The sequence below is a fragment of the Candidatus Hydrogenedentota bacterium genome (assembly GCA_013359265.1).
Taxonomy (GTDB): domain Bacteria; phylum Hydrogenedentota; class Hydrogenedentia; order Hydrogenedentales; family SLHB01; genus JABWCD01.
Genome location: JABWCD010000006.1, coordinates 268049 through 289560 on the forward strand (window position 1 = coordinate 268049; position 21512 = coordinate 289560).

At 61.3% G+C, this 21512-nt stretch carries 15 protein-coding genes; 6 read left to right on the plus strand and 9 right to left on the minus strand.

Translation table 11 applies throughout. The annotated features are described in order from the left end of the window. Positions 1-115: 115 nt before the first annotated feature. From HUU46_08165 to HUU46_08175, 3 genes are read right to left on the minus strand one after another with little or no spacing between them, the layout of a single operon-like run. Complete coding sequence (locus HUU46_08165) at positions 116-2314, minus strand: PKD domain-containing protein (GenBank protein NUM53602.1); 2199 nt, start codon at positions 2312-2314, stop codon at positions 116-118. Further along, positions 2311-4338, minus strand: coding sequence for an excinuclease ABC subunit UvrB (uvrB, locus tag HUU46_08170; protein ID NUM53603.1), 2028 nt, complete (start codon positions 4336-4338; stop codon positions 2311-2313). Before uvrB ends, HUU46_08165 begins: the two co-directional genes overlap by 4 nt. Beyond that, positions 4335-6341 carry a bifunctional (p)ppGpp synthetase/guanosine-3',5'-bis(diphosphate) 3'-pyrophosphohydrolase gene (locus tag HUU46_08175; protein NUM53604.1) on the minus strand — a complete coding sequence of 669 codons (2007 nt, stop codon included), beginning with the start codon at positions 6339-6341 and terminating at the stop codon, positions 4335-4337. Before HUU46_08175 ends, uvrB begins: the two co-directional genes overlap by 4 nt. Positions 6342-6412: 71 nt before the next feature. On the opposite strand from HUU46_08175, the gene HUU46_08180 reads away from it, so the two are divergent. After that, positions 6413-6574 carry a hypothetical protein gene (locus tag HUU46_08180; GenBank protein NUM53605.1) on the plus strand — a complete coding sequence of 54 codons (162 nt, stop codon included), beginning with the start codon at positions 6413-6415 and terminating at the stop codon, positions 6572-6574. Here HUU46_08180 and HUU46_08185 read toward each other — a convergent pair. The 6 genes from HUU46_08185 to queC all read right to left on the minus strand — a co-directional run bounded on the left by HUU46_08185 (position 6544) and on the right by queC (position 13437). Then, on the minus strand, positions 6544-7083 hold the full coding sequence (locus HUU46_08185; protein ID NUM53606.1) for an N-acetyltransferase: 540 nt from the start codon (positions 7081-7083) through the stop codon (positions 6544-6546). The two genes, HUU46_08180 and HUU46_08185, sit on opposite strands and share 31 nt — an antisense overlap. A 6-nt stretch (positions 7084-7089) precedes the next feature. Further along, the gene (locus tag HUU46_08190) at positions 7090-9399 is read right to left on the minus strand and encodes a hypothetical protein (GenBank protein ID NUM53607.1); all 2310 of its coding nucleotides are present in this window, start codon (positions 9397-9399) and stop codon (positions 7090-7092) included. Positions 9400-9482: 83 nt separating this feature from the next. After that, the gene (gene ettA, locus HUU46_08195) at positions 9483-11159 is read right to left on the minus strand and encodes an energy-dependent translational throttle protein EttA (protein ID NUM53608.1); all 1677 of its coding nucleotides are present in this window, start codon (positions 11157-11159) and stop codon (positions 9483-9485) included. A 116-nt stretch (positions 11160-11275) separates the two neighbouring features. After that, positions 11276-11581, minus strand: coding sequence for an antibiotic biosynthesis monooxygenase (locus tag HUU46_08200; protein ID NUM53609.1), 306 nt, complete (start codon positions 11579-11581; stop codon positions 11276-11278). An 18-nt stretch (positions 11582-11599) separates the two neighbouring features. Beyond that, positions 11600-12427, minus strand: coding sequence for an SDR family NAD(P)-dependent oxidoreductase (locus HUU46_08205; GenBank protein NUM53610.1), 828 nt, complete (start codon positions 12425-12427; stop codon positions 11600-11602). A 308-nt stretch (positions 12428-12735) separates the two neighbouring features. Then, the gene (gene queC, locus HUU46_08210; GenBank protein ID NUM53611.1) at positions 12736-13437 is read right to left on the minus strand and encodes a 7-cyano-7-deazaguanine synthase QueC; all 702 of its coding nucleotides are present in this window, start codon (positions 13435-13437) and stop codon (positions 12736-12738) included. A gap of 326 nt (positions 13438-13763) precedes the next feature. On the opposite strand from queC, the gene HUU46_08215 reads away from it, so the two are divergent. The 5 genes from HUU46_08215 (at position 13764) to HUU46_08235 (ending at position 21491) form a co-directional block, all read left to right on the plus strand. Further along, entirely contained in the window at positions 13764-14717 is a 954-nt protein-coding gene (locus HUU46_08215) for a carbohydrate kinase family protein (GenBank protein NUM53612.1), read from the plus strand. Further along, on the plus strand, positions 14717-15034 hold the full coding sequence (locus HUU46_08220) for a hypothetical protein (protein ID NUM53613.1): 318 nt from the start codon (positions 14717-14719) through the stop codon (positions 15032-15034). The genes HUU46_08215 and HUU46_08220 overlap by 1 nt, the downstream gene beginning before the upstream one ends. Before the next feature lie 2 nt (positions 15035-15036). Continuing rightward, a complete protein-coding gene (locus HUU46_08225; GenBank protein NUM53614.1) occupies positions 15037-18840 on the plus strand; it encodes a hypothetical protein in 3804 nt (1267 codons plus the stop codon). Positions 18841-20163: 1323 nt separating this feature from the next. Then, on the plus strand, positions 20164-20577 hold the full coding sequence (locus HUU46_08230; GenBank protein ID NUM53615.1) for a GntR family transcriptional regulator: 414 nt from the start codon (positions 20164-20166) through the stop codon (positions 20575-20577). Further along, positions 20574-21491 (plus strand): ABC transporter ATP-binding protein, encoded by a 918-nt coding sequence (locus tag HUU46_08235; protein ID NUM53616.1) that lies wholly within the window; start codon positions 20574-20576, stop codon positions 21489-21491. The genes HUU46_08230 and HUU46_08235 overlap by 4 nt, the downstream gene beginning before the upstream one ends. Positions 21492-21512 lie beyond the last annotated feature (21 nt).

Genomic DNA, 21512 nt, shown 5'->3' on the forward strand with positions numbered 1-21512 from the left:
CGCGGAGAGGCCAAGTTCGGCCCAAATTCGCGCCCGCCACAGAGAGCGGGACGCTACAAATTGCGGTATTTGGACTGTTGCCACGCGCTGCTAGCGGATTCGCACACTGCTATCGTTACTCGACCACCGCATAGAACGTACGTGTGGTCGAGTGTTTTTTCTTGTCCTGCACGGTCAAAGTAACCGGATAACGCCCCGGCGAGTTAAACGTGTGCTCCGCGCGCAACTCTTTCGACTTCGCGCCGTCGCCGAAATCCCAAAACGTTTTCGTGAGCGAAAATGTCGGATCGTAGGGCACGGCCAAGCCGGCAACGTACGGCGGCTCGACCGTCACCGGCAACATACCCGCGGGCGCGCGGACAATATCGAGCACGCTAAACGTGGCGGGCGTTCCCGCCGTCGCCTTGATTTCGTACAGCATCGGCAGCACACCGACCGGCGCCTGCCCGACCAACACGTCCGCGACCGCCCGCATGCTGATCTCCGTTTGTTCCGGTTTGCAGTACGACAATACGATCGCCTCGGCGCCGCTGAGTTTTGGCAACGTGTCGGGATATCCCAGCAACACGACGACAACCGCAATGCCGCGCCCCTGCAGCGCGGAAATCAATCGCGTCTGGCTGCTCACGCGCATGTTTGGTGTAAGCACCACGACTACCGTGCGCATGCCCATGATGTGCTTCGTAATTCGATCGATCTCGAAGTCGAATATTTCGCCACCGTGCTTGGCTGTGGCGATTTCCTGGCTCGACACATGTTTCAGGTATTTCTCGAGTGCGGCCTTGAGCGCATCGACGCCCGCCACGCCCGTGACGCCGACGGGCATGGATTTGGCCTTGTTCAGCGGGAGAACATTGTTCCGATTTTGCACGAGCGTTATCGAACGCCGCTCCAGTTCGTACACTTCGTCGGGGTAGTCGCGCTTCTTTGACAGCGCTTCGGCCTCCTTCACGACGGGCATTGGCCGGCCTGCGAGGTTTTCGTCTTGCTTGAGTCGCATGACACGGCCAAGCGCCGCATCCACGGTCTCCTGCGGTATCCGGCGGTCCGCAATGGCTGCCGCAATAACGTCCACGGTGCGCATCACGCGGCGGCCCGCCTGGTTCCACAGCAGCATATCCGCGCCTGCGGCGAGCGCCGTTTCAGCGGCGACCGACGGATCGTATTTCAACGCGATTTCCTGCGCATCCATCGGGCCGGCGACAATGACACCTTCGAACCCCAGCCGCTCGCGTAGCAAATCGCGCATCACCACCGCCGACATGCTCGCGGGCACGTCGTCGCCGCCGAGCGTCGGCACGAGAATGTTGCCGACGTGGATGATAGACGTCCCTTGTTCAATCGCCCGTTTGTACGGAAGCAGGTCTTGCGCGTCCAATTGCGCGGAAGGCGTCAGCAACACCGGCGGGCCTTGGCCCTGTTTGTTGGCGCCGCCGCCTGGAAAACCCATTGGCAGCGCGAGAATGCCATTGTCCTCGAGCGTCTTCAGAATCGCGGTCCCACTTTCCGCGACGAACCGCGGATCGCTCCCCAGACATTCGAGCGAACCCTTGATCTCGGGAAGCGACGGCGCAAGCGTGAGCGCGGGACCGAGATGGAAATTGAATCCCATCGCCTTGAGGTGCCCCGCCACCAACACCGAAAGACGTTGCGTCACGTCCGGGTCGTTCGCCGCCGCGACCGCCATCAGCGTCGGCATGGGCACGAACGTGGTCGGCATGAGGTCGTTGGTTGGCTTGGGCAGGCTGTAGAGATTGGTGCCGATCAACAGCGGAATTCCCGTCGCCGCTTCGAGTGGCATGCCGCGCAACCGCGTGATGTAGTCCACCGCGGTCACCGGCTTGAGTACGCGCGGAATGATCACACCGCCGGGCGTGTACCGCAGCAGAAAATCCCGATCGCTCGAGTTCGGACCCGGCGACCCCTCCAACGTGACGAGCATCAATTGCGCCAGGCGCTCGCGTACGTCTAGCGCCTGCAGGCGGTCCACCAACGACCGCTCGGCGCCAGCCTCATCCGTCTTCGTTTCGTCCGCGGGCTTCTCCTTCGCCGCCTCTTTCGGCGCCAGCCCGATATTGGGTTGTTGCGCGTCCGCGCACGGCGCCGCGCCGCATACGGCGAGCAAAAACGACGCAGCGTAGAACGTGGCGAGGAATTTCGGATTTCGGATTTCGGATTTTGGATTGACTCGATGCCGTTCGTCATCGGCCTTGACGTACTTCGCCGCATTGCGAACAGCAACTTCGGCCTCGCGCCACGACGCGCGGAAGCACGCCAAAATCCAAAATCCAAAATCCAAAATCCAGAATCTCACAGTCCCTCTTCGATCTGCCTGCGTTCGAGCGCCAACAGGCGGTCACGGTATTCGACGGCCTTCTCGAACTCCATCCGGTCGGCCGCCTCTTTCATTTTGCGCTTCAGCTCTTGAATGGTCTTCTTCAAATTAAACGACGGAAGGTACAGGTCCTGCTCCTCCGCCGCTTTTGACACGGTCACGTAGTCGCGTTCGTGGATGCTGCCGAGAATGTCCGCGATCGCCTTTTGCACCGTACGGGGCGTGATAGCATGCCGCTTGTTGTACGCAAGCTGCTTCACGCGGCGGCGGGCCATCTCGTCGAGCGCGCGCCGCATCGATCCTGTCACAGTGTCCGCGTACATGATAACGCGCCCGTTCACATTGCGCGCGGCGCGCCCGCACGTTTGAATCAGACTCGTTTCCGACCGCAGATAGCCTTCCTTGTCCGCGTCAAGGATCGCGACCAGTGTGACTTCGGGCATGTCGAGACCTTCGCGCAAGAGGTTGATTCCGACGAGCACGTCGTAGTCGCCCGCGCGCAGTCCGCGGACGAGTTCGATTCGCTCCAACGTCTCGACGTCGGAATGCATGTACTTGACGCGCACGTTCAAGTCGCGCAGGTAATCCGTCAGGTCTTCCGCCATGCGCTTCGTAAGCGTTGTCACAAGTGCTCGGTCGCCGCGCTGCGCGACGTTGCGCAGTTCGTCAAGCAGATCGTCCACCTGGTTCGACGCGGGCCGCACCTCGACCTCGGGATCGATTAGGCCCGTCGGGCGCACGACTTGCTCGACAATCAGGCCGCCGCTTCTCTCGAGCTCGTAGTCGCCCGGCGTCGCGCTGACGTAGATACATTGCCCCGCGAGATCGGCGAACTCGGCAAACTTCAGCGGCCGGTTGTCGCGCGCGCAGGGCAGGCGAAACCCATACTCGACGAGTTTGTCCTTGCGGCTACGGTCACCCTTGAACATCGCCTCCAACTGCGGGACGGTGATGTGGCTTTCATCGATAATCACTACGAAGTCGTCGGGAAAGTAATTCAGCAATGTGTAGGGCGCCTCGCCGGGCATGCGCCCGTCGAGATGCCGCGAATAGTTCTCGATGCCGGTGCAATAGCCGACTTCCGAGAGCATCTCCATGTCGTACCGCGTGCGCTGTGCGAGGCGCTGCGCTTCGAGCAGCCGTTTCTCGGCATTTAGTTCCTTGAGCCGTTCTTCCAACTCGAACTCGATACCTTTGATCGCGCGCTGCAACGTGTCCTGTGTCGTCGCGTAATGCGAGCCGGGATAGATGGCGATGCGGCGCAACTTGCGCTTAACTACCCCGCGCAACGGATCGATCTCGTATACTGACTCGATGTCGTCGCCGAAATACTCGATGCGCAGCGCGATCTCCGCTTCGTACGCGGGAAACACGTCCACCGTGTCGCCGCGCACACGGAAGGTCCCGCGATAAAAGTCCGTATCGTTGCGCGCGTACTGCATCGCAATGAGGCCCGCGATGAGGTCCTCGCGCGGCATGGTGTCGCCCGGCGCGACTTCGACGCGCAGCGCGCCGTACGTTTCCGGAGAACCAATGCCGTAAATGCACGACACGCTCGCGACGATCAGCACGTCGCGCCGCGTCATCAGCGACCGCGTAGCGGCGTGGCGCATCTTGTCGATCTCGTCATTGATCGACGATTCCTTTTCGATGTAGGTGTCGGTCGTGGGCACGTACGCCTCGGGCTGGTAATAGTCGTAGTAACTCACAAAATACTCGACGGCGTTTTCGGGAAAGAGCTGCTTGAACTCGCTGTAAAGTTGCGCGGCGAGTATCTTGTTCGGCGCGATGACCAGCGCGGGCCGGTTCACCCGAGCGACGACGTTCGCAACCGTGAACGTCTTGCCGGAACCGGTCACGCCGAGCAGGACCTGGTGACGCAAGCCTTCCTTGAGGCCGCGCACCAACTCTTCGATCGCCTGCGGCTGGTCGCCCTCCGGGTTGAAATCACTGGTGAGCTGGAAGCGCGATGACGCTTCCACGGTAGCGTTTCGCCGCGTCATGACACCTTCATGAGGGTGAAGGCGGACATCGGCACACTCTGGACTTCGACGACCCCAGGCACCTGGCGCAGCGTAGCGGCCACGCGCGCGACACTATCGCGGTCCGGCGCCTCGAACACAAACTCGAACAGACTCTTGCCGTTGTCGCCGGGATGGAACTGCGCGCGCGTGATGCTGATATTCATCGGGCGAATGGCGTTGGTGATATCGGCGAGCATGTTGGGTCGTTGCCCCGTGGTGACGCGCATCCCGATCTCGATGTGGTCGTCTCCCGCCCACGACGCCGCGATAATGCGCGACGAATCGCGCTTGGTCTTCGCGAAGTTCGGGCAGTCCGCGCGGTGAATCGTGATTCCCGGCGTTTTCGTCGCGTAGCCGATCACGGCGTGGCCCGGCATCGGCGTGCAGCACTTTGCGAACTGCACCTGAATGCCCTTGTTGCCGTCGACGCGAATGAGCTTCTCGCGGGTCGCGTCGTCGACGTGCTTGACCTTTGGCCGCGATTCCGGCAATACGCGGACTACGTCGCGCCGCAATTGCGCTTCGAGCGGTTCGAGTTCGCCGAGTTCGCGCAGCTTCTGCCGGATGCGCGTCCGCGCCTTGCCGGTCACGACAACATCCAGCCAGTCGAGGTGCGGCGTCTGCGAGCGTGATGTCAAAATCTCGACGACGTCGCCGGTCTGCAGGTTGTACCGCAACGGCACGAGCTTACCGTTCACACGCGCGCCAATGCAGTGGTGCCCGATATCCGAGTGCACGTGGTACGCGAAGTCGAGTGGCGTCGCGCCTTCCGCCAGTTCCTTCACTTCGCCCTTCGGCGTGAACACATAGATGTCGGGCCTGCCTACGTCGCGGCGTATCGTGTCGATGACTTCGTCGGGCCCGTGGACGTCCTGCAGCCATTCGTACATCTGCCGCAGCCAGCGCAATTGCCCATCGAATTTCGGGTCGGTCTTTCCGTCCTTGTAGACCCAGTGCGCCGCGATGCCTTCGCGCGCGACACGGTCCATGTCCTCCGTGCGAATCTGGATTTCGAGCGGCAACCCGTTCTCGCGCATGACGACCGTGTGAATAGACTGGTACATGTTCGCCTTCGGCATGGCGATGTAGTCTTTGAACCGGCCCGGTACGGGCGGCCATTGGTGTACAACCCCGAGCGCGTTGTAACACCCCGAGACCGTCTGCGTGATGATGCGCACGGCAAGGATGTCCATCACTTCGTCAAAGTGCTTGTTCTGTTGCAGCATCTTGCGGTAGATACTGTAGAGGTGCTTCGGCCGGCCAATTACGCGCGCGCTGATTTCCGCCTCCGCCAGCCTCGCTTCGAGATACGCGATCGTCTCTTTGAGCCACGCCTCGCGCTCGTGCCGTTTCATGGCCACGTGCGCGGCGATGTGCTTGTATTCCGTCGGGTTCAGGTGGTGGAACGCGTGGTCCTCCAGTTCCCACTTCCATGCCGCGATACCGAGACGGTGCGCAAGCGGCGCATAGATGTCGAACGTCTCGCGGCAGATGCGTTCGACGCGCTTCTTATCGCGCAGATACGCTATCGTGCGCATGTTGTGCAGCCGGTCCGCAAGCTTGATGAGAATGACGCGCACGTCCTTCGCCGTCGCGACCAACATCTTGCGCAGGTTCTCCGCCTGCTTCTCCATCTGCGTCGGCTGCGACTCGGTCCATTTCATCGACTTGATCTTGCTGACCCCGTCGACCAGCGCGGCGATTTCCTCGCCGAATTCGCGGACCAGTTCCGTGCGCGACACGCGCGTGTCTTCGAGCACGTCATGCAACAGTCCCGCCGCAACGGTGACCGGGTCCAGATTGAGGTTGGCGAGAATCCGCGCCACCTCGAGCGGGTGGGAAATGTACGGTTCGCCGGAATCGCGCTCCATGCCCAAATGCGCATCATTCGCCACGCGATACGCCTTGCGCACAATATCCAGGTCCGCGCCCGGCATGTGCTTGCGCATGTGCTTCAAGAGTCTTGCAAACTGCTCGCGCATGGGTCTTTACCTACTTGAAGCTATTGTACCATTCACGCGGACACCACAGGTATCCGCGCGGAGCACGGCAGATGCCGCGGCTAATTCCGCCGGTTACGGCCCAATGCGCAAACATTCTCGTGCTCGTGCTCGTAATCGTAATCGAACACTCGTACACCGGCTGCACGTTCGTGCCGCATGTGTCGCGGCAATTCAATTTCCCTCACACCGCCGCGTCGAACTCCGGCCTGTAATAGACGACCCCGCCCAGTCGCTGTAATGCGCCCTTCTGCGATTCCATCAGCATGAACGATTCGTCCCGCACGTCCCACGGGCACCTCACGCCGAAAGTGGAGGCGCTGCAGAACCCGAACCGTGGGTAATAGTCCGCATGCCCCAACACGACTACGTACGGCGCACCCATCGCCCGCACCCGCGCCAGCCCTTCGCGCACCAGCATCGAACCAATTCCACGACGCTGATACGCCGGCGTTACCGCCAAGGGCGCCAGGCCCATACCGGCAACCGGATAGCGTGTACTGAAACTTGTTTCGGGGGCGGCAGCGTCCGATCGCAGCTCCACCGGACTGAACAGTATATGCCCAACAATCGCGTCGCCATCGACAGCCACCAGCGACACAAGCCGATCACAGTTCACGCGCAGCGCATCGACAATGCAGCCTTCCGTCGTCTGCCCGAACGCCGCATCGTTCACCGCGCGGACCGCATCCGCATCGCCGGGTTGTTCGTCGCGAATCGAAATCATGCGCTACTTCTTGATCAGCCAAATCTCGTTCAATCGCGACCGTTGACGCCAGTTGAGGTGCTCCTCGTTCGGCACGTCCCACGTCACGACAATAGCGCCATCCTCAGTCGCCTTCGCGGGTACGGGAAACTCTTTGATTTCGCCGGGCAGTTTTCCGTACTTGGTCGGCTCGACGCGCTCGCCGTCGACTTTCGTCAACGCCTCGCCCTGGCCGGACATGCGCAAGACATATGTCCCACCCGGTTCGACCGGATACCGCACGCCCACCGGCCAGTCCATGTAGGTCAGCCACGAAATGCGGTCGCGGCACAGGCCATTGTCTTTCCACACATGATCGGGGTTGAGACTGCGTATGCGTGTGGGGTCGGTGTCGGTCGTCTCGCCGCGTAACACGCGCTGCGACTTGCTCACGTTGCCAACGTCATCGTAAAAGACGCAGCCCTCCGGGTTTTCCCAGGTTGCGAGTTCCTTGAGCCGCGCGGCTTGCGCCTCTTCAGTTGGAAGCTCGCGTACTTTCTTGAATTCGTCTTCGAGCCACCAGCGGTTGTTCAGCGGACGGTCCACCATATCCAGTACGGCGCCCCGTTCGGTCCCGCTCGCTGTGTACTTCGGCACGCTCGTTTGCAGTTGGACGCTTTGGAAGAGCGCCTCGCACAACGCGTCGATTCGCTTGCGCAGGTCGGCGCGTACCGGATTGGACTCCGCGCGGGTCAGAATCGCTGTGGCCTCCTCCATCGCCTTCGCCGGGTCGTCGAGGTGCGCCAAGATCGCCGCGTTCGCTTTCGACTCCAGTTGCGCTTCATACATGCTGCGGTGCCGCTGGTACGCGTCGTAAACCGCGCGCAGTTGACACATCTGCCAGCGCCAGTTGTCGCGCAACTCCGGCGCTTTTGCGTCCAGCGCGTCCCACAACGCAAGCGTCGCGTCTATGCCGCCGTTTTCGCCGATCGGGCCTTCCCAATTCTTCTCCAGCGCGAGAATGCCGTCCGCCGCCTGCTCTGCCACGTCCGCGCCGAAGAACAGACGAGTGTATTCGAGCACCGCGTCGCGCACCGGCATATTCGGGTCCCACGCGCGCAGGCTCCAAATCGCTTTGTTTACGTCGTCATGCACGCCGTCGGAGTACGTGAGAAAGCCGTCGGTGTGCGGCGCGTAATAATTGTGCAGCGCCGCCTCGAACACCGGGCGCGGATTGATGCACTCACGCCCGAGCGTCATGCCGAACGCCGGGTCCCACCACGTCACGGGATACTGCGCGCGCACGCTGTGCGTAATGTCGGGATAGTGGCGATGTTTGTACTGCGGTGCGAGTCGGCGGCGCGTCTCGTCGATAGAAGGACTGCTCGGGCCGGAAACCACGCCCGCGAACCACCTTGGCTGCTCGCGATTGATGTAGTCGTAGAAGTAATCGACCTGCTCCTTGTTGAACCCCTGCAGCGACATCCACAGTCCCGCTTTCGGATGGTGCTTGTGCAGCAGCTTCGCGACATCCTCAAGGAACGGCATCACCAGGCTCGGGTGGTTGTCGCCCGGATCGCCGCCCGGGAAAAAAACGCCGTCGAGACGCGGACAAGCCCTGTACAACGCCTCATGCTTCTTCAAATGGTCCGCGCGGATTTTTCCGTCGTTTAGATCGAAATCCGCGGGCGTCCACACCCAATAATCTAGGTCGTACTTCGCGCAAATCTCGCTCATCGCGAGGTTCATCTCGTCGCGCGGCACTTTCATCAACGGCGACGTGCGGTCGTCCTGGAAGGGAATGTTCTCGATGCAGTTCGTGCCGAACAGCGCCAACTCGCGAATATACTGGTCGAACTGCTCGACGCTCCACGCGTCCCACGAATTCGCCGCGTGCCGATAGCCAAGCTGATGCCCGCGGATGTAATAACGTGGTTTCGAAGTCAGGTTGATGCCGGAAACAAATTTGCTGCCTTCAGAGAAATCCAGACTTCTAAGGAGCTGTCCGATACCGAAAAGTAGCCCGCGTTGCGAAACACTGCTTATCGTAATTACCGGCGCGCTGTTTTTGTTGGCGAAGGTCTCGATTCGATAACCTTCGTAACCAATTGTTGAGCTATTCCACTTACCGTTATAGACAATTTGCAGCCTTATCGCTGGGCGGTTGGATTCCTTAGTTTCGATCGGCAGTGTGAGGCCGGTTCGCTTCGCAATTTCTTCAACTAGCACCTGCGCGAAAACGGCCTCCAGTTTGCCAACTGGGCGGTCGGAAACACGAACGGCTGCGCCAGAAAGGTCAATCTCCGCTCGCGCACATAAACCCACAAACAATATCGTCACGATCATTCGTTTCATGGTGCAGTTGTCCTTCTCGTTCCCAAATTTCCATTTGGGAACGCACTCTTGAAAAGCTCTGCTTTGCTCTTAGTTCCGGCCACCTACTTCTTCACCAGCTTCCGGTACCTGCTTCTTCGATTTTCAAACAACTTCGTTCCCATCTCTTTCATGCGCCAGTCCTCGTACTCTTTGAAATTCCCCGTGAACCACCGCACATTGCCCTCGCCCTCGAAGACGATCAAGTGCGTGCATATGCGATCGAGAAAGAAGCGGTCGTGACTCGTCAGCAACACGCAGCCGCGGAAATTTTGGATTGCCTCTTCCAACAGCCGAAGCGTGTTCACGTCAAGGTCGTTCGTCGGTTCGTCGAGCAGGATGACATTGCCGCCTTCTTTCAGCAGCTTCGCGAGGTGGCACCGGTTGCGCTCGCCGCCGGACAACTCATCGACCGTCTTCTGTTGGTCCGTGCCCTTGAACCCGAATCGCGCGAGATATTGGCGGATCGGCACCTTCTGTTTGCCCAGCGTGACCTCCGCCGCGCCGCCGCTGACTTCGTCAAGCAGGCTCTTCCCGCCCTCGAACGAAGACCGTTCCTGGTCCACGTACGACAGCGATACCGTTGATCCGATCATCACCTCGCCCGCGTCCGCCTGTTCCTTGCCGACAATCATGCGCATCATGGTTGTTTTGCCGGTCCCATTCGGGCCGACAATACCGACCACCGCCGCCTTCGGCACGATGAAGCTCGCGTCCTTGAACAGCACTTGATCGCCGAACTGCTTCGTCACGTTCTTGAATTCGATTACGTCGTCGCCCAGTTCCGGCCCGGGCGCGACCGAGATCACCGCCGTGTCCTGCTTGCTCGCGGCGGCCTCGCGCGCGACCAGTTGTTCGTAGTGCGCGAGGCGCGATCGGCTCAATTCCTGCCGGTCGTTGTTGCTCATGCGAATCCACGCGAGTTCGTGCTCGAGCGCGCGCCCGCGCGAGTCTTTCTTCTCGCCCGCGGAAAGCTTCAGCAATTTTTGTTCGAGCCACGTCGAATAGTTGCCTTCCCAGGGGATGCCGTGCCCGCCCTCGAGTTCGAGAATCCACTTCGTCACGTTGTCGAGGAAATAGCGGTCGTGCGTGACGATGATCACCGTGCCCGGATAGTCGCGGAGTTGGTGTTCGAGCCAATCGACCGTTTCCGCATCGAGATGGTTGGTCGGCTCGTCAAGCAGCAACAGGTCCGGCCTATCCAGCAGCGCCTTGCACAGAGCCACGCGCCGCTTCTCGCCGCCGCTCAGCGTGCCAATGACGCGGTCGTCGTCCGGCAAGCACAACGCTTCGCTCGCGTGGGCCATGTGCGTTTCGAGGTTCCACGCGTCCGCCGCATCGAGTTTGTCCTGCAACACGCCCATGCGATCGATGGCCGCCTGCATCTCGTCATCGGACATCTCCTCGCCCATCTTCGCGGTCAACGCCTCGTATTCGCGCAACAGCGCCGTCGTGTTCGCAAACGCCGATTCGAGCACGTCGCGCACGGTCTGCTCGAGATCGAACACCGGCTCCTGCGGCACGATCCCCGCGCGAAATCCCTTCGTGATTTCAGCGCGCCCGATGAACTCGTCGTCCATCCCCGCCATAATGCGCAATACGGTCGATTTACCCGACCCGTTCTCGCCGACAATGCCGATTTTCGCGCCGGGATAAAAGCTGAGATAGATGTCCTTGAGTACGTGTTTCTGGCCGTAATGCTTGTTCAACCCAAGCATCGTGAAAATAAACTGCTCCGCCATGAAGGAAAAACCTGACCTTTCTACTGTTCTCTCGCGTTATTTGGGAAATAGGTCGTATAGGTCCTATACGGCCTATGCGAGTGGAGTCTCGCGTACAAATGAAAATCTGTTATGCCTTACCACCCACTATCTTCCGGATAGCAATTCCCATACTTCACGCTCTTCCGCGGCGCCGCCATCATCGGCTCGACTGCGTCGCGCCACTTCTTGTAGTGGTCCGTCTCCTTATGCCGCGCCGGATCGTCCGCGGTGCGATACACCTCCACCAGCACAAACTTCGACGCATCGTCCTGCTGCTGAATTACGTCGAACCGCGCGATGCCCGGCTCTTTCACGCTGTTCCGCGCGTTCTCGACTGTCGCGGCGCGGAACGCGTCTTCGCAGCCCGGCTTCACATCGACATGCACATGCACAACAAGCATGACTTGACTCCCAAACCGTCAGCTTCCCAGTAGTCCAAACCGCTTCATCAACATCCTGTCCAACATCCGCGCCGGCATCAATCGCTTCAGGGCAGGGTACAGGTTCCCGCCGTGTCCCACGCGAATAACCGCCGGCGCCACCTCGCGCGTGGTCCTCTCCACGATGCGTTTGGCGACGAACTCCGCCGACTCCGAATGCTTTTGCGACGCGCGCGCCCGAGCGCCGATTCCTTTCGCAAACCGCTGGTACGGCGAATCGTCTTTCATGACGACGTGTTCCGCCGCCGTATCGCCGAACCGCGACTTCACACCTCCCGGTTGCACAATCACGACGTCGATTCCGAACGGCGCCAGTTCCATCCGCGCCGCTTCCGAGATCGAATGCAGAGCCGCTTTTGACGCGCAATACACCCCCGCAAACGGCGTGGTCAAAATTCCCGACACACTGCCGATATTCACAATGCGCCCGCGTTTGGCGGCGATCATGTGTGGCGCGACCGCCTTCATCATCTCGATCGCACCCACGATGTTCGTCTCGAACTGCGCGCGCACCTGATCCGCCGTCACATCGAGGATCGGCCCCATCTGCCCGTACCCGGCATTATTCACGAGCATCGAGATTGTGCCTGCCTTTGCAGCGACGGCGTCCACCGCGGATCGTATCGACTCGACGGCAGTTACATCGAGCGCAAGCGTGTCGATGTTCGTTCCCGCGATGTCGCCCAACGTTTCCGGCTTACGCGCAGTCGCGAACACGCGATGTCCCTGCGCGGCGTATTCGACCGCCAGCGCCCGGCCAATGCCGGTCGAGCACCCGGTAATAAGCACTACTTGATTGGCAAGCATCGCACAACCCTCGGGAAAGGAGGAGAATACCAAAAGACGGCGCGGCAGACGAAGGGGCGCTGCGTTGTTTCCTCTTCAATCACTTTTCGCGGTGCGAATATGGAGTGCGGCAGCAGAGTCTTCGGCGCTGCCGCTTTGACTTGCGGCGGAGCCGGGTGTGCGACGAGATGCGTCGATTTACTCGAGCACAATGCGCGTTGTGAGCCAAAGCGGTAGCGCCGTCCGCCTTCGCAAGGCTGCGGCGCACTCTGCTACCGCACTCCATACCAAGGCTTGATTAGAATCCCGGTACTGAAGAGACTACGAGATTAGGGATTGTTCGCATACGGCAGCGGGTCAGCCACACCCGCTTCCTCGAAGGCTTTCAACCGCTCCACGCACGTCGGGCAGGTGCCGCAAGCCTTCTCCCCGCCGCGATAGCACGACCATGTGTACCCAAAGTTCACGCCCAGTTCGATGCCGAGACGGACCGACTCGACCTTCTTCTTGTGAATGAACGGCGCGTGGACTGTAACCGGTTCGCGGCGATTCAGCGACAACACGTTGTTTACGCGCGCAAGGAACTCGGTCGTGCAATCCCAATATCCGTATTCATCGAGCGCCTGCGCGCCGTAATAGACATCGCGAATGCCCTGCGTCTCAGCGTAGGCCGCCGCAATCGATAACAGGATCATGTTGCGGTTCGGCACGTAGGTCGGAGGTTGATCGAGTTGCGCTGTCTCCAAGTCGCTCAAGTCGGGCACGACTTTTCCACCCGACACAAGCGCAGACGCGCCTTTCACGAGATCGCCGAGAAACGTCACATCGATGACGCGCTGCGCCGCGACGTCCGCCGCATCCGCCTGCCAATGCGCGCAGTCAAGTTCCTTCGCGTGCCGCTGCCCGTAATCGAAACTGACAGCATGAACCGGCGCGCAGCGCAGTTGCCGCACGACATGGTGCAGAAGCACGGACGAATCGAGGCCCCCGCTGACGAGGACCACCGCCGGGGCGGATTGAATAGCGGTCATAACAAACAGTCCTTATTGCCGTAAACAGACCAGTATGGCCAAGGCGTGTTGCACTGGAGTTAGCCGACTACGACTGTACCGCCGCGGGGGTTCGCGTTTCCAGCCCACAAGATATGCCCGGATACACCGGCTATGTGCGGCTAGACACCGCTGTGACCACAATATATAGCGCCGGTTGGCCGGTTCGGCGTTGCGGTGAACGCGTGAAGGTGGTATACTGGCCGTGGCATTGAAGGATGGGCGCGTTGCGATTCCTCGTAACCCGTTCCAAGGCAATGTATTAGCACGATTCAAGCGGTGCCCGCGCGCACCGTGTGAAAGGGGTTATGGCCGCTGACGTCATCTGTTTAGGGCTCGCCTGCGCGGACGTCATGGCCCGCCCCGTCGAGTCCTTCCCGGAACGCGGCAAACTCGAACTGATCCCGACGCTGGAAATTCACCTCGGCGGGCTCGCGGCCGTCGCAGCGGCCGTCATTGCCAAACTCGGCGGGTCGGTCGCCTTCATGGGCAAGCTTGGCACCGACGGATTCGGCGACTACTGCGCCGGGGCGCTGTCGAATTTCGGCGTCAATCTGGACCTCCTGCAGCGCACATCGACGGAGGGCACCCCCGCAACGGTTGTCCTCGTCAGCAAAGACGGCGAACGCACCTTTCTTCACCATCCCGGATGCAGCCGCACGCTTCGGGAAAACGACATCGACGCGGAAAGGTTTCGCGGCGCCAAGCACGTGCACTGGGGCGGCCCCGCGGTTACACCGGGGCTGGATGGCCCGCCGATCGGGCGAATTCTCGAAACGGCCAAGCGCATGGGACTGACTACGTCGGTCGATACGTGCTACGATGGCTTGGATGTATGGTTTCCGCGCATCGAGGCGGCGCTGCCGTTTCTCGATGTCGTGATGTCGAGCGTCGAAGAGGCGCGCAAATACACGGGGAAAAAAGAGCCGGAGGCGATCGCCGATTTCTATCTCGATCGCGGGCCGGACATTGCGGTGATCAAGCTCGGCGACGGCGGTATGTTCGTGAAGAGCACCATCGAGCGCATGCGCGTGCCCGCGCACAAGGTCGACGTGGTGGACACGACAGGGGCCGGCGACGCGGCGTGCGGCGCGTTCGTATACGGCTACACACAGGGCTGGGAACTGTCCCGGAGCGTGCAGTTGGCAAACGCGGTCGGCGCGCTGACCGTGCAAACGATGGGCGGTCCCGAAGGGGTCAAATCGCTGGACGACACGCTCGCATTTATCGAGCGCGTGCCCGTAGCGGTGGAGGCATTCTGATGATTCATCTGGCCATGATTGCGCTCCTGGGAATTTTCGCGGCGGCACAGCAGCCGCAGGTGCAGCAGGAAGAATTGCCGAAACCGGGCCAAACGCAACCGGCCCAGCCGTCGACGCCGGAGCAAAAGCCGGCAACACCGGCGCCACAGCAAACCGCGCCGGCGGAACAGCCGCAGACACAGCCTGCTCCGGAGCCGGCGCCAGCGCCGCGGGCCGCGGCGGGTACGACGCAGCACGTGCCCGCGCCCGAAGAGCGCGAACGGGGCCAGCAGGGTAAGCCGGTCGCGGCATTTTGGACAGTAATCCCAGGGAAATAGTCTTGCGCACCACTTCTTATATCGCGCTCGTTGCACTTTCCTTCGCGCCGTGCGCTTACGCGCAACTGGCGGAGCATACCGCCGACACCAGCTTGCGCGATGCCGTGATGGACGCGTCCGGCGCGACGGTCTACGCAACCGCAAGCTCCACCAACGAAGTGCTGAAGATTGACGCCGCGACAGGCGCCGTCATCGCGCGTACATCCGTCGGGAAAAGTCCTGGTGCAATCGCGTTGGACAACGCGACGCTTGCCTGCATTTGCGATTCGGGCCGAACAATCTCGTTTATTCGCTTGAGCGACTTTTCGGGCGCGGGTGAGGCGGCCATGACCGATCGCGCAAACGATATCACCGCGCTGCCCGGCGGCGGGTTCGCCGTCGTGAACAGCTTTGCGGACAGCGTCACGCTTATCGATCCGGACCGCGCGAACGCACCGGTCACGATCGGCGGCGTTACCAGTGTTCCCAGTGGGATCGCCGCGTCGGAGTCGTATCTCGCGGTGACGACGCGTTCGCCTGCGGCGCTGTTGCTCTACACGGGCGGATCGCAATCCCCTACCGCTGCCGTTCCCGTGCCAGATGGCCCGTCGCGCGTCGTCGCCTTGAGCGGCAATCGGTTCGCCGTACAGACCAAGTCATCCGTCGTGGTTGTGGATTCCGCATCGGCGCAAATCGCGGCGCGGAAGGAAATGGTTGCGCGCGATATTGCGGGTTTCGGCGACAGGCTGTTCGTGCTGGATGAGAATTCGGTTGACGTATATGACGATTCTCTGGGTTCCGTAACGTCGAGCCCCGTTGCATCCGGCGCGCGATCCGTCGCCGCGTCCGCGAAGGGATTCGTTTTGCTGGCCTCCGATCCCAAGTCGTGGATGGTGTGCAACTCGCTGCCCGATTCCGCGCAAGGGCGCGTACCGGAATTGCCCGCTGCCGTCGCGCGGGTCGAACCGGCGCCGGTGGCGCCCGCAACCGCACCACCGGTTGAGACGGCTGCCGAACCCGAGCCCGCGGTACCGGCAGAACAACCGGCCATCGTTGAAGCATCGCCGGTCGCTCCCGCAGTCGAACCAGAGCCTGCGCCGGTTAGCGCGGAACCGGCGGCCGAGTCGCCGAATTCCGAACCGTCGGCAACCGTAACGTCAGAGGAGCCTGCCGCGGCGCCATCCCAACCGGCTCCGGTGATCGTCGCGCAGAACGCACCGGAGCCCGTGACAGCGCCGGAACCGGCAGCGGAAGCTCCCGCCGAAACACCTGCGACGGATGCTCAACCGCCGGCGCCGGCCGAGCAGGCGCCCGCAGTCGAACAAGAAACCAGCGAAGCAAAGCCGAAGGTCAAATCGAACGGCAAAACCAAATCGAGTCCGTGGCCGGTGCGCAAGAGCCGTATCCGCCCCGGCGGTGAAGTTCCTCAACCCGATATGACCGCGCCGGTGACGCCGCGCTCGAAGCGCCCGGACGTATCGCCGATCGACAGCGGCGTAACGCGCGAGTCGTCTATCGGCCAGACCGTAGCCGAAGGCATCAGTACCCCGCCGCAGGAAGGCGGTTTCACACCGCCGACAAGCGCGGACGAATTCCTGAACGTGTCCGCCGAGGAGTTGAAAGAAACGGCGGATGGCGCTATGACTGCCGACGGCAACGTGCGTTTCACGTTGGTCGGTGCGCCGGACGTGCAGTTCGCCGCGGACCACATCGAGTGGGACCGCAACACGGGCCGATTGTTTGCCAGCGGCAACGTCGAGATCGTGCAAGGACCGTCGACCGCGTTCGCGGACGAAATCGAGACGACGCTCCGCTCCGGGGTTGCCACGCTCGACGCGCCGCCGCCGTTGGTTGGCGCGGCGGATACGGACGATGAACTGACGGAAAAACTGCTGTCGATCGGCAGTCTCAATGCGAAGAACATCGACATCATCGAGCCTGCACGGAGGCTGCGCGCGGAGCGCCTCATTTACGATTTCAATTCCGGGACTGGCCAAATGACGGACCTCGAGGGCCAGGTCGGCCAAATCCGCTTTGGCGGCGACGAATTGACGCTCGAGGGCGAGAACGAAGCCGTCGGCGCGGACCTCTGGCTGACCACCTGCGACTGCGATCACGAGTACTACCGCGTGCGCGTGAAAGAGCTGAACATCGATCGCGACGGATCGATGCTGGGCAAGGGCGCAAAGCTTGAACTCGGCAACGCGAAGACCCCCATTTTCTGGCCGCGCTGGGGTTACAGTGGCGGTCCAACGCCGACAGCAGGCTTCGATTTCACCAGCGGAAAGAAAGCGGAGTTGGGTTACTACATCAACGTCGGCCAGCAGTTCGCGATATCGCCGGAATTCCAACTCGGGTACCGCCTCTTCCCCACCACCAAGGAAGGCGTCGGCTTCGGATTCGACGGAACGTACAACTACATGGAGACGCCGGCGTCGCCCTTGTTCCGCAGTTCCGGCGAGTTTCACGCGCTGTACACGACGGAAGACCGCGGCTATTACGAGTGGTACCACCGCCACGAGCTTTCGCCCAACACCGTGATGCTGCTGAACCTCGAGCAGTGGGGCGACGAAAACTTCTACAAGGACTTCTATTACGAGAAATACAGGGACCGCACGGCGCCGCGCAATTTTGTGAACGTAACGTACACGCAGCCCGGCTACATCGCGACGGCGACGGCGAGCAAGGACACGCACGATTTCACGAGCGATTCCGAAAAGCTTCCGGAAGCGACATTCCACCTGCTCGAACGCGAACTGCTGCCCCACGTCTACCTCACGTTTGACACCGTGAACGGATACTACGAGCGCGCCTCGACGGAGGACAACGCGGTCCGAAGCATCAACGTCGCGCGGCTATCGACGGACATCGAGCTCGGCGCGCTGAACGTTACGCCGTTCCTCGAACTCGAAGCGTCGTATTACTCGAACACGCGCGACAGGGTGAGCGACGATGACGACAGCGACGCGCGGTTCTCGTCGTTGGTCGGGACGACCGTCCAGACCCGCTTCCAGAAGGCCTACGACGGCGCGTGGGGCTTCAGCGGGTTCAAACACATTGTCGTGCCGTCGGTGACGTACTCGTACCGCAACGAGCCGACCATGGGCGTCGAGGAAACGCCGCGCTTCGACGCGTACGACAACGTGTACGGCCGCAGCCGCATCGAGACCAAGGTCGACAACATCCTCATGGGCCGCGACGCCGAGACAGGCGAGTCGTGGCAGGTCGCGCGGCTGTCGCTGTATCAGGGCAACGATCTGTGGAACGAGATTCGCGAATCGACCGACTACGAGATCGAACTCGACCTGCGCCCCCGGTCGTGGTGGGGGTTCGAGGTCATCGGCGAACACCACAGCATCGACAAGGAAGACGATCTTCGACTCGACGAACCGTACCTGCTCCAGCGCACGCTCATCGAACTGTACGAGCGCGTCGTGGACGAACCGTTCGACGCGGAGACCGCGGACAAGTACAACACGCGCTACGGTGATTACGATCGCATCCTCACGTATCTCTACTACGACAACCGGGAGTTCGGCGGAAATCTCAACGGCCGCATCGGCTACGCGTACACCAAGACGCAGGACCAAGTGTTCAACCGCGAAATCCTGTACGGCCTCGGCTACCAGATCAACGAGAAATGGTCCGTCGCGTTCGAACATCGCTACGACCTCGAACGCGGCGAATTGTACCGCCAGAAGTACGAGGTGCGCCGTGTCATGAATTGCCTCGAAGGCGCGCTGCTCGTCAACGAGCGCGGCTCCGGCTGGGACTTCGGCGTCGAACTCAGCGTCACCGGGATTCCGGGGACGAAGATTCGTTTCTAGTGGTTCCCGTCAATCGATCTTGTTGATGTTTGTAGCGCCCGGTCTCCGTGCCGGGCGGTATGCCACTAGAACAATTCAAGTCTAACCCGCATTTCTCACCGCCCCACGACGTCGCAGTGGACGTAGAATCCTTCGGTGCGGTGAGAAATGCTCACGAGTAAGCCCTTGAGCGCATGGCGGGAGGATTCTTCACGCGAACACCCTGTAAAGACGGGAACCTATGGAACTTCATGTGACGCAACGGATAGTACACGTCTTTGCTGCTCGCGTGAAGAATCCGGGCTAAGCACACCGTCTGTTTCTTGCACTCGCTCGTGAGTCTTCACCCGTCCTCCGTGGCCCTGCTACTTCGGATGGCAAACGAGGGTCGTACTCGGACTCGATACTCGATAACATCGAGTACGATGACGAGCATGAGCACGAGCACGCGATGCAACCGACCTTGAAACGCTCCGGTGTCATGAGTTTGAAATCCGCGCCATTTGTCGTGCTCGTAATCGAGCGTTCGAACTCCTGCACGACTTCTATGGGCGTTCGACTTTTCGGACGAACTTGGGATTCATAACACTTGCGGTCCGCGCCGCTTGCTGTAGTTGGTCGGGCCGTTGCGGGGACAATCCCCGGTGTACTCCCCATTACGGCAAATACACCAGTTACGTGGCCGCCACAATCGATCTCGTAATCGCGCTGCTCCGAAAATGCACAAGTCGTCCCGCGCGCCAAAGGCGCAACGCAACCCTAGCCAGGGGCATCGCCCCTGGAAAATGTCCACGCCCCTATCACCGCGCGCTGAAAGCGCACCGATCAAGAGTTCATAATCTCACAGGGAACTCGGTTCATGACGACTCGTTCGCCGCCGCGAATCGTAATCGCGTAGGTCGCGTCGAGACCGAGTTACGCCCTCGCCTGCAGCTACATAAATCTTTGAATCGCTCGATTCCGCTCTTCCTCCCATTTGACCCTTCGACAGGCGCCGTTGCTGCTCACCGGCGAGTGGGCTCTGGTTCGGGTCCCGGACTCACCATCCGCCGATAACACGCGGAGCGCCCCGTACACCGAGGGTTCGGCGCCTTCACTTCATATGGCCAGCGTGTTGCACTGCGGCGGGTGGGGGGGGTGCGCTTGATCTCGTGACGATTCAAGGGGTGCAGGCCGGGCAGAATCGCCGGAAACGAGGGGTGCGCGATTGGCGAAAACGGATGTAAATCATTTATTTATCTAACTTTATGGCGTATCTATATTGACGGGTTGACAGAGTCTGTATCATTGTGTTAAAGTTTCGATACAATGATGTGGCGCACCGCGTGCGCGGAGTAACTCGGCATGCTTCACCTTTCCATCAATCAGGGCGACGGGGTGCCGCTCTACCTTCAGTTGGTACAGCAGATCAAGCACCTGATCGCGACGGGGCGGCTGACTCCGGACAGCGAGCTGCCTGCCGTGCGCGTGCTGGCGCAACAGCTTCTCATCAATCCGAACACGGTGGTGCGCGCGTACCGGGAGTTGGAGCTTGCCGGGCTGCTCTACAAAAAGCGCGGCGAGGGGACCTACGTGTCGTCGCGGGGAACGCCGTATACGGACGACGAGTGCCGGCGAATCCTGATGCAGCGGATCGAGGCGCTGCTGGTCGAGGGCCGGCACCTCGGATTCAACGAAGACCAGATCATCGAGCTGGTGCGCGAGTGCGAACAGAACTTGCGCGGGGGACAACTTGCCGAGGAGGGAGCGCAGCCATGACGGAAGAACGGACGGAACCGATCGTCACCGTGAGGGACCTGACGTGCCGGTTTGGAAAGAAGACCGCGCTCGACCGGATCGGTTTCGAGATACGGCCGGGGCGCGTGTTCGGACTCGTCGGCGAAAACGGCGCGGGCAAGACCACGCTGATGAAACACCTGTTGGGTTCGCTGACGCCGCAGGAAGGCAGCGTGCGCGTGCTCGGCATCGAACCTACGCGGAACCCCGCGGCGCTGCTGGCGAAGGTCGGCTACATGTCCGAGGACCGCGACCTGCCGCGGTGGATGCGCGTGAAGGAACTGCTGCGCTACACGCAGTCCTTCTACGACGACTGGGACGAGGCGTACGCGGAACGGATGCGGCAGCAGTTCCGGCTCGATGCGAATGCGCGCGTGCGCAATCTCTCGCGCGGGGAGTTGGCCAAGGCGGGACTGCTCGTCGCGCTGGCGCACCGCCCGCCGGTACTGCTTCTTGACGAGCCGTCGTCGGGGCTTGACGCCGTGGCGCGGCGCGAGATTCTCGCGGTCGTGGTGCGGTCCGTCGCGGAGGAGGGGCGCACGGTGGTGTTTTCGTCGCACTTGCTGGACGAAGTCGAGCGCGTCGCGGACGACGTCGCGATGATCCATGAAGGCAAGGTCGCCGTATTGATGTCGATGGACGAGATCAAGGCGACACACCAGCGGCGCGTGGTGCAATTCGCGAAGGAAGTCATCACATTCCCGGACGCACTCGGCGTAATCCACGTCGAGGGCGAAGGCCGCGAGTGGGCGGTCGTCAGCCACGGCGACGCGGATGCCACGCGAAGGGCGCTCGAGGCACTGGGGGCGAAGATCGTCGAGGAGTCGGTGCCATCGCTGGACGCGGTGTTCGTAGCGCGGGTGACCGGCGGACGGCGGGCCGAGGCGGTGGCGTAGCGATTTTGGATTTTCGATTTT

Coding starts and splice junctions, on each gene's coding strand:
- HUU46_08200 (NUM53609.1), bottom strand. CDS start 11,581: ATGCTTGTTGTGCATGTGCATGTCGATGTGAAGCCGGGCTGCGAAGAC.
- HUU46_08205 (NUM53610.1), bottom strand. CDS start 12,427: ATGCTTGCCAATCAAGTAGTGCTTATTACCGGGTGCTCGACCGGCATT.
- ettA (NUM53608.1), bottom strand. CDS start 11,159: ATGGCGGAGCAGTTTATTTTCACGATGCTTGGGTTGAACAAGCATTAC.
- HUU46_08175 (NUM53604.1), bottom strand. CDS start 6,341: ATGCGCGAGCAGTTTGCAAGACTCTTGAAGCACATGCGCAAGCACATG.
- HUU46_08215 (NUM53612.1), top strand. CDS start 13,764: ATGGCCGCTGACGTCATCTGTTTAGGGCTCGCCTGCGCGGACGTCATG.
- uvrB (NUM53603.1), bottom strand. CDS start 4,338: ATGACGCGGCGAAACGCTACCGTGGAAGCGTCATCGCGCTTCCAGCTC.
- HUU46_08190 (NUM53607.1), bottom strand. CDS start 9,399: ATGAAACGAATGATCGTGACGATATTGTTTGTGGGTTTATGTGCGCGA.
- HUU46_08180 (NUM53605.1), top strand. CDS start 6,413: ATGCCGCGGCTAATTCCGCCGGTTACGGCCCAATGCGCAAACATTCTC.
- HUU46_08230 (NUM53615.1), top strand. CDS start 20,164: ATGCTTCACCTTTCCATCAATCAGGGCGACGGGGTGCCGCTCTACCTT.
- HUU46_08220 (NUM53613.1), top strand. CDS start 14,717: ATGATTCATCTGGCCATGATTGCGCTCCTGGGAATTTTCGCGGCGGCA.
- queC (NUM53611.1), bottom strand. CDS start 13,437: ATGACCGCTATTCAATCCGCCCCGGCGGTGGTCCTCGTCAGCGGGGGC.
- HUU46_08235 (NUM53616.1), top strand. CDS start 20,574: ATGACGGAAGAACGGACGGAACCGATCGTCACCGTGAGGGACCTGACG.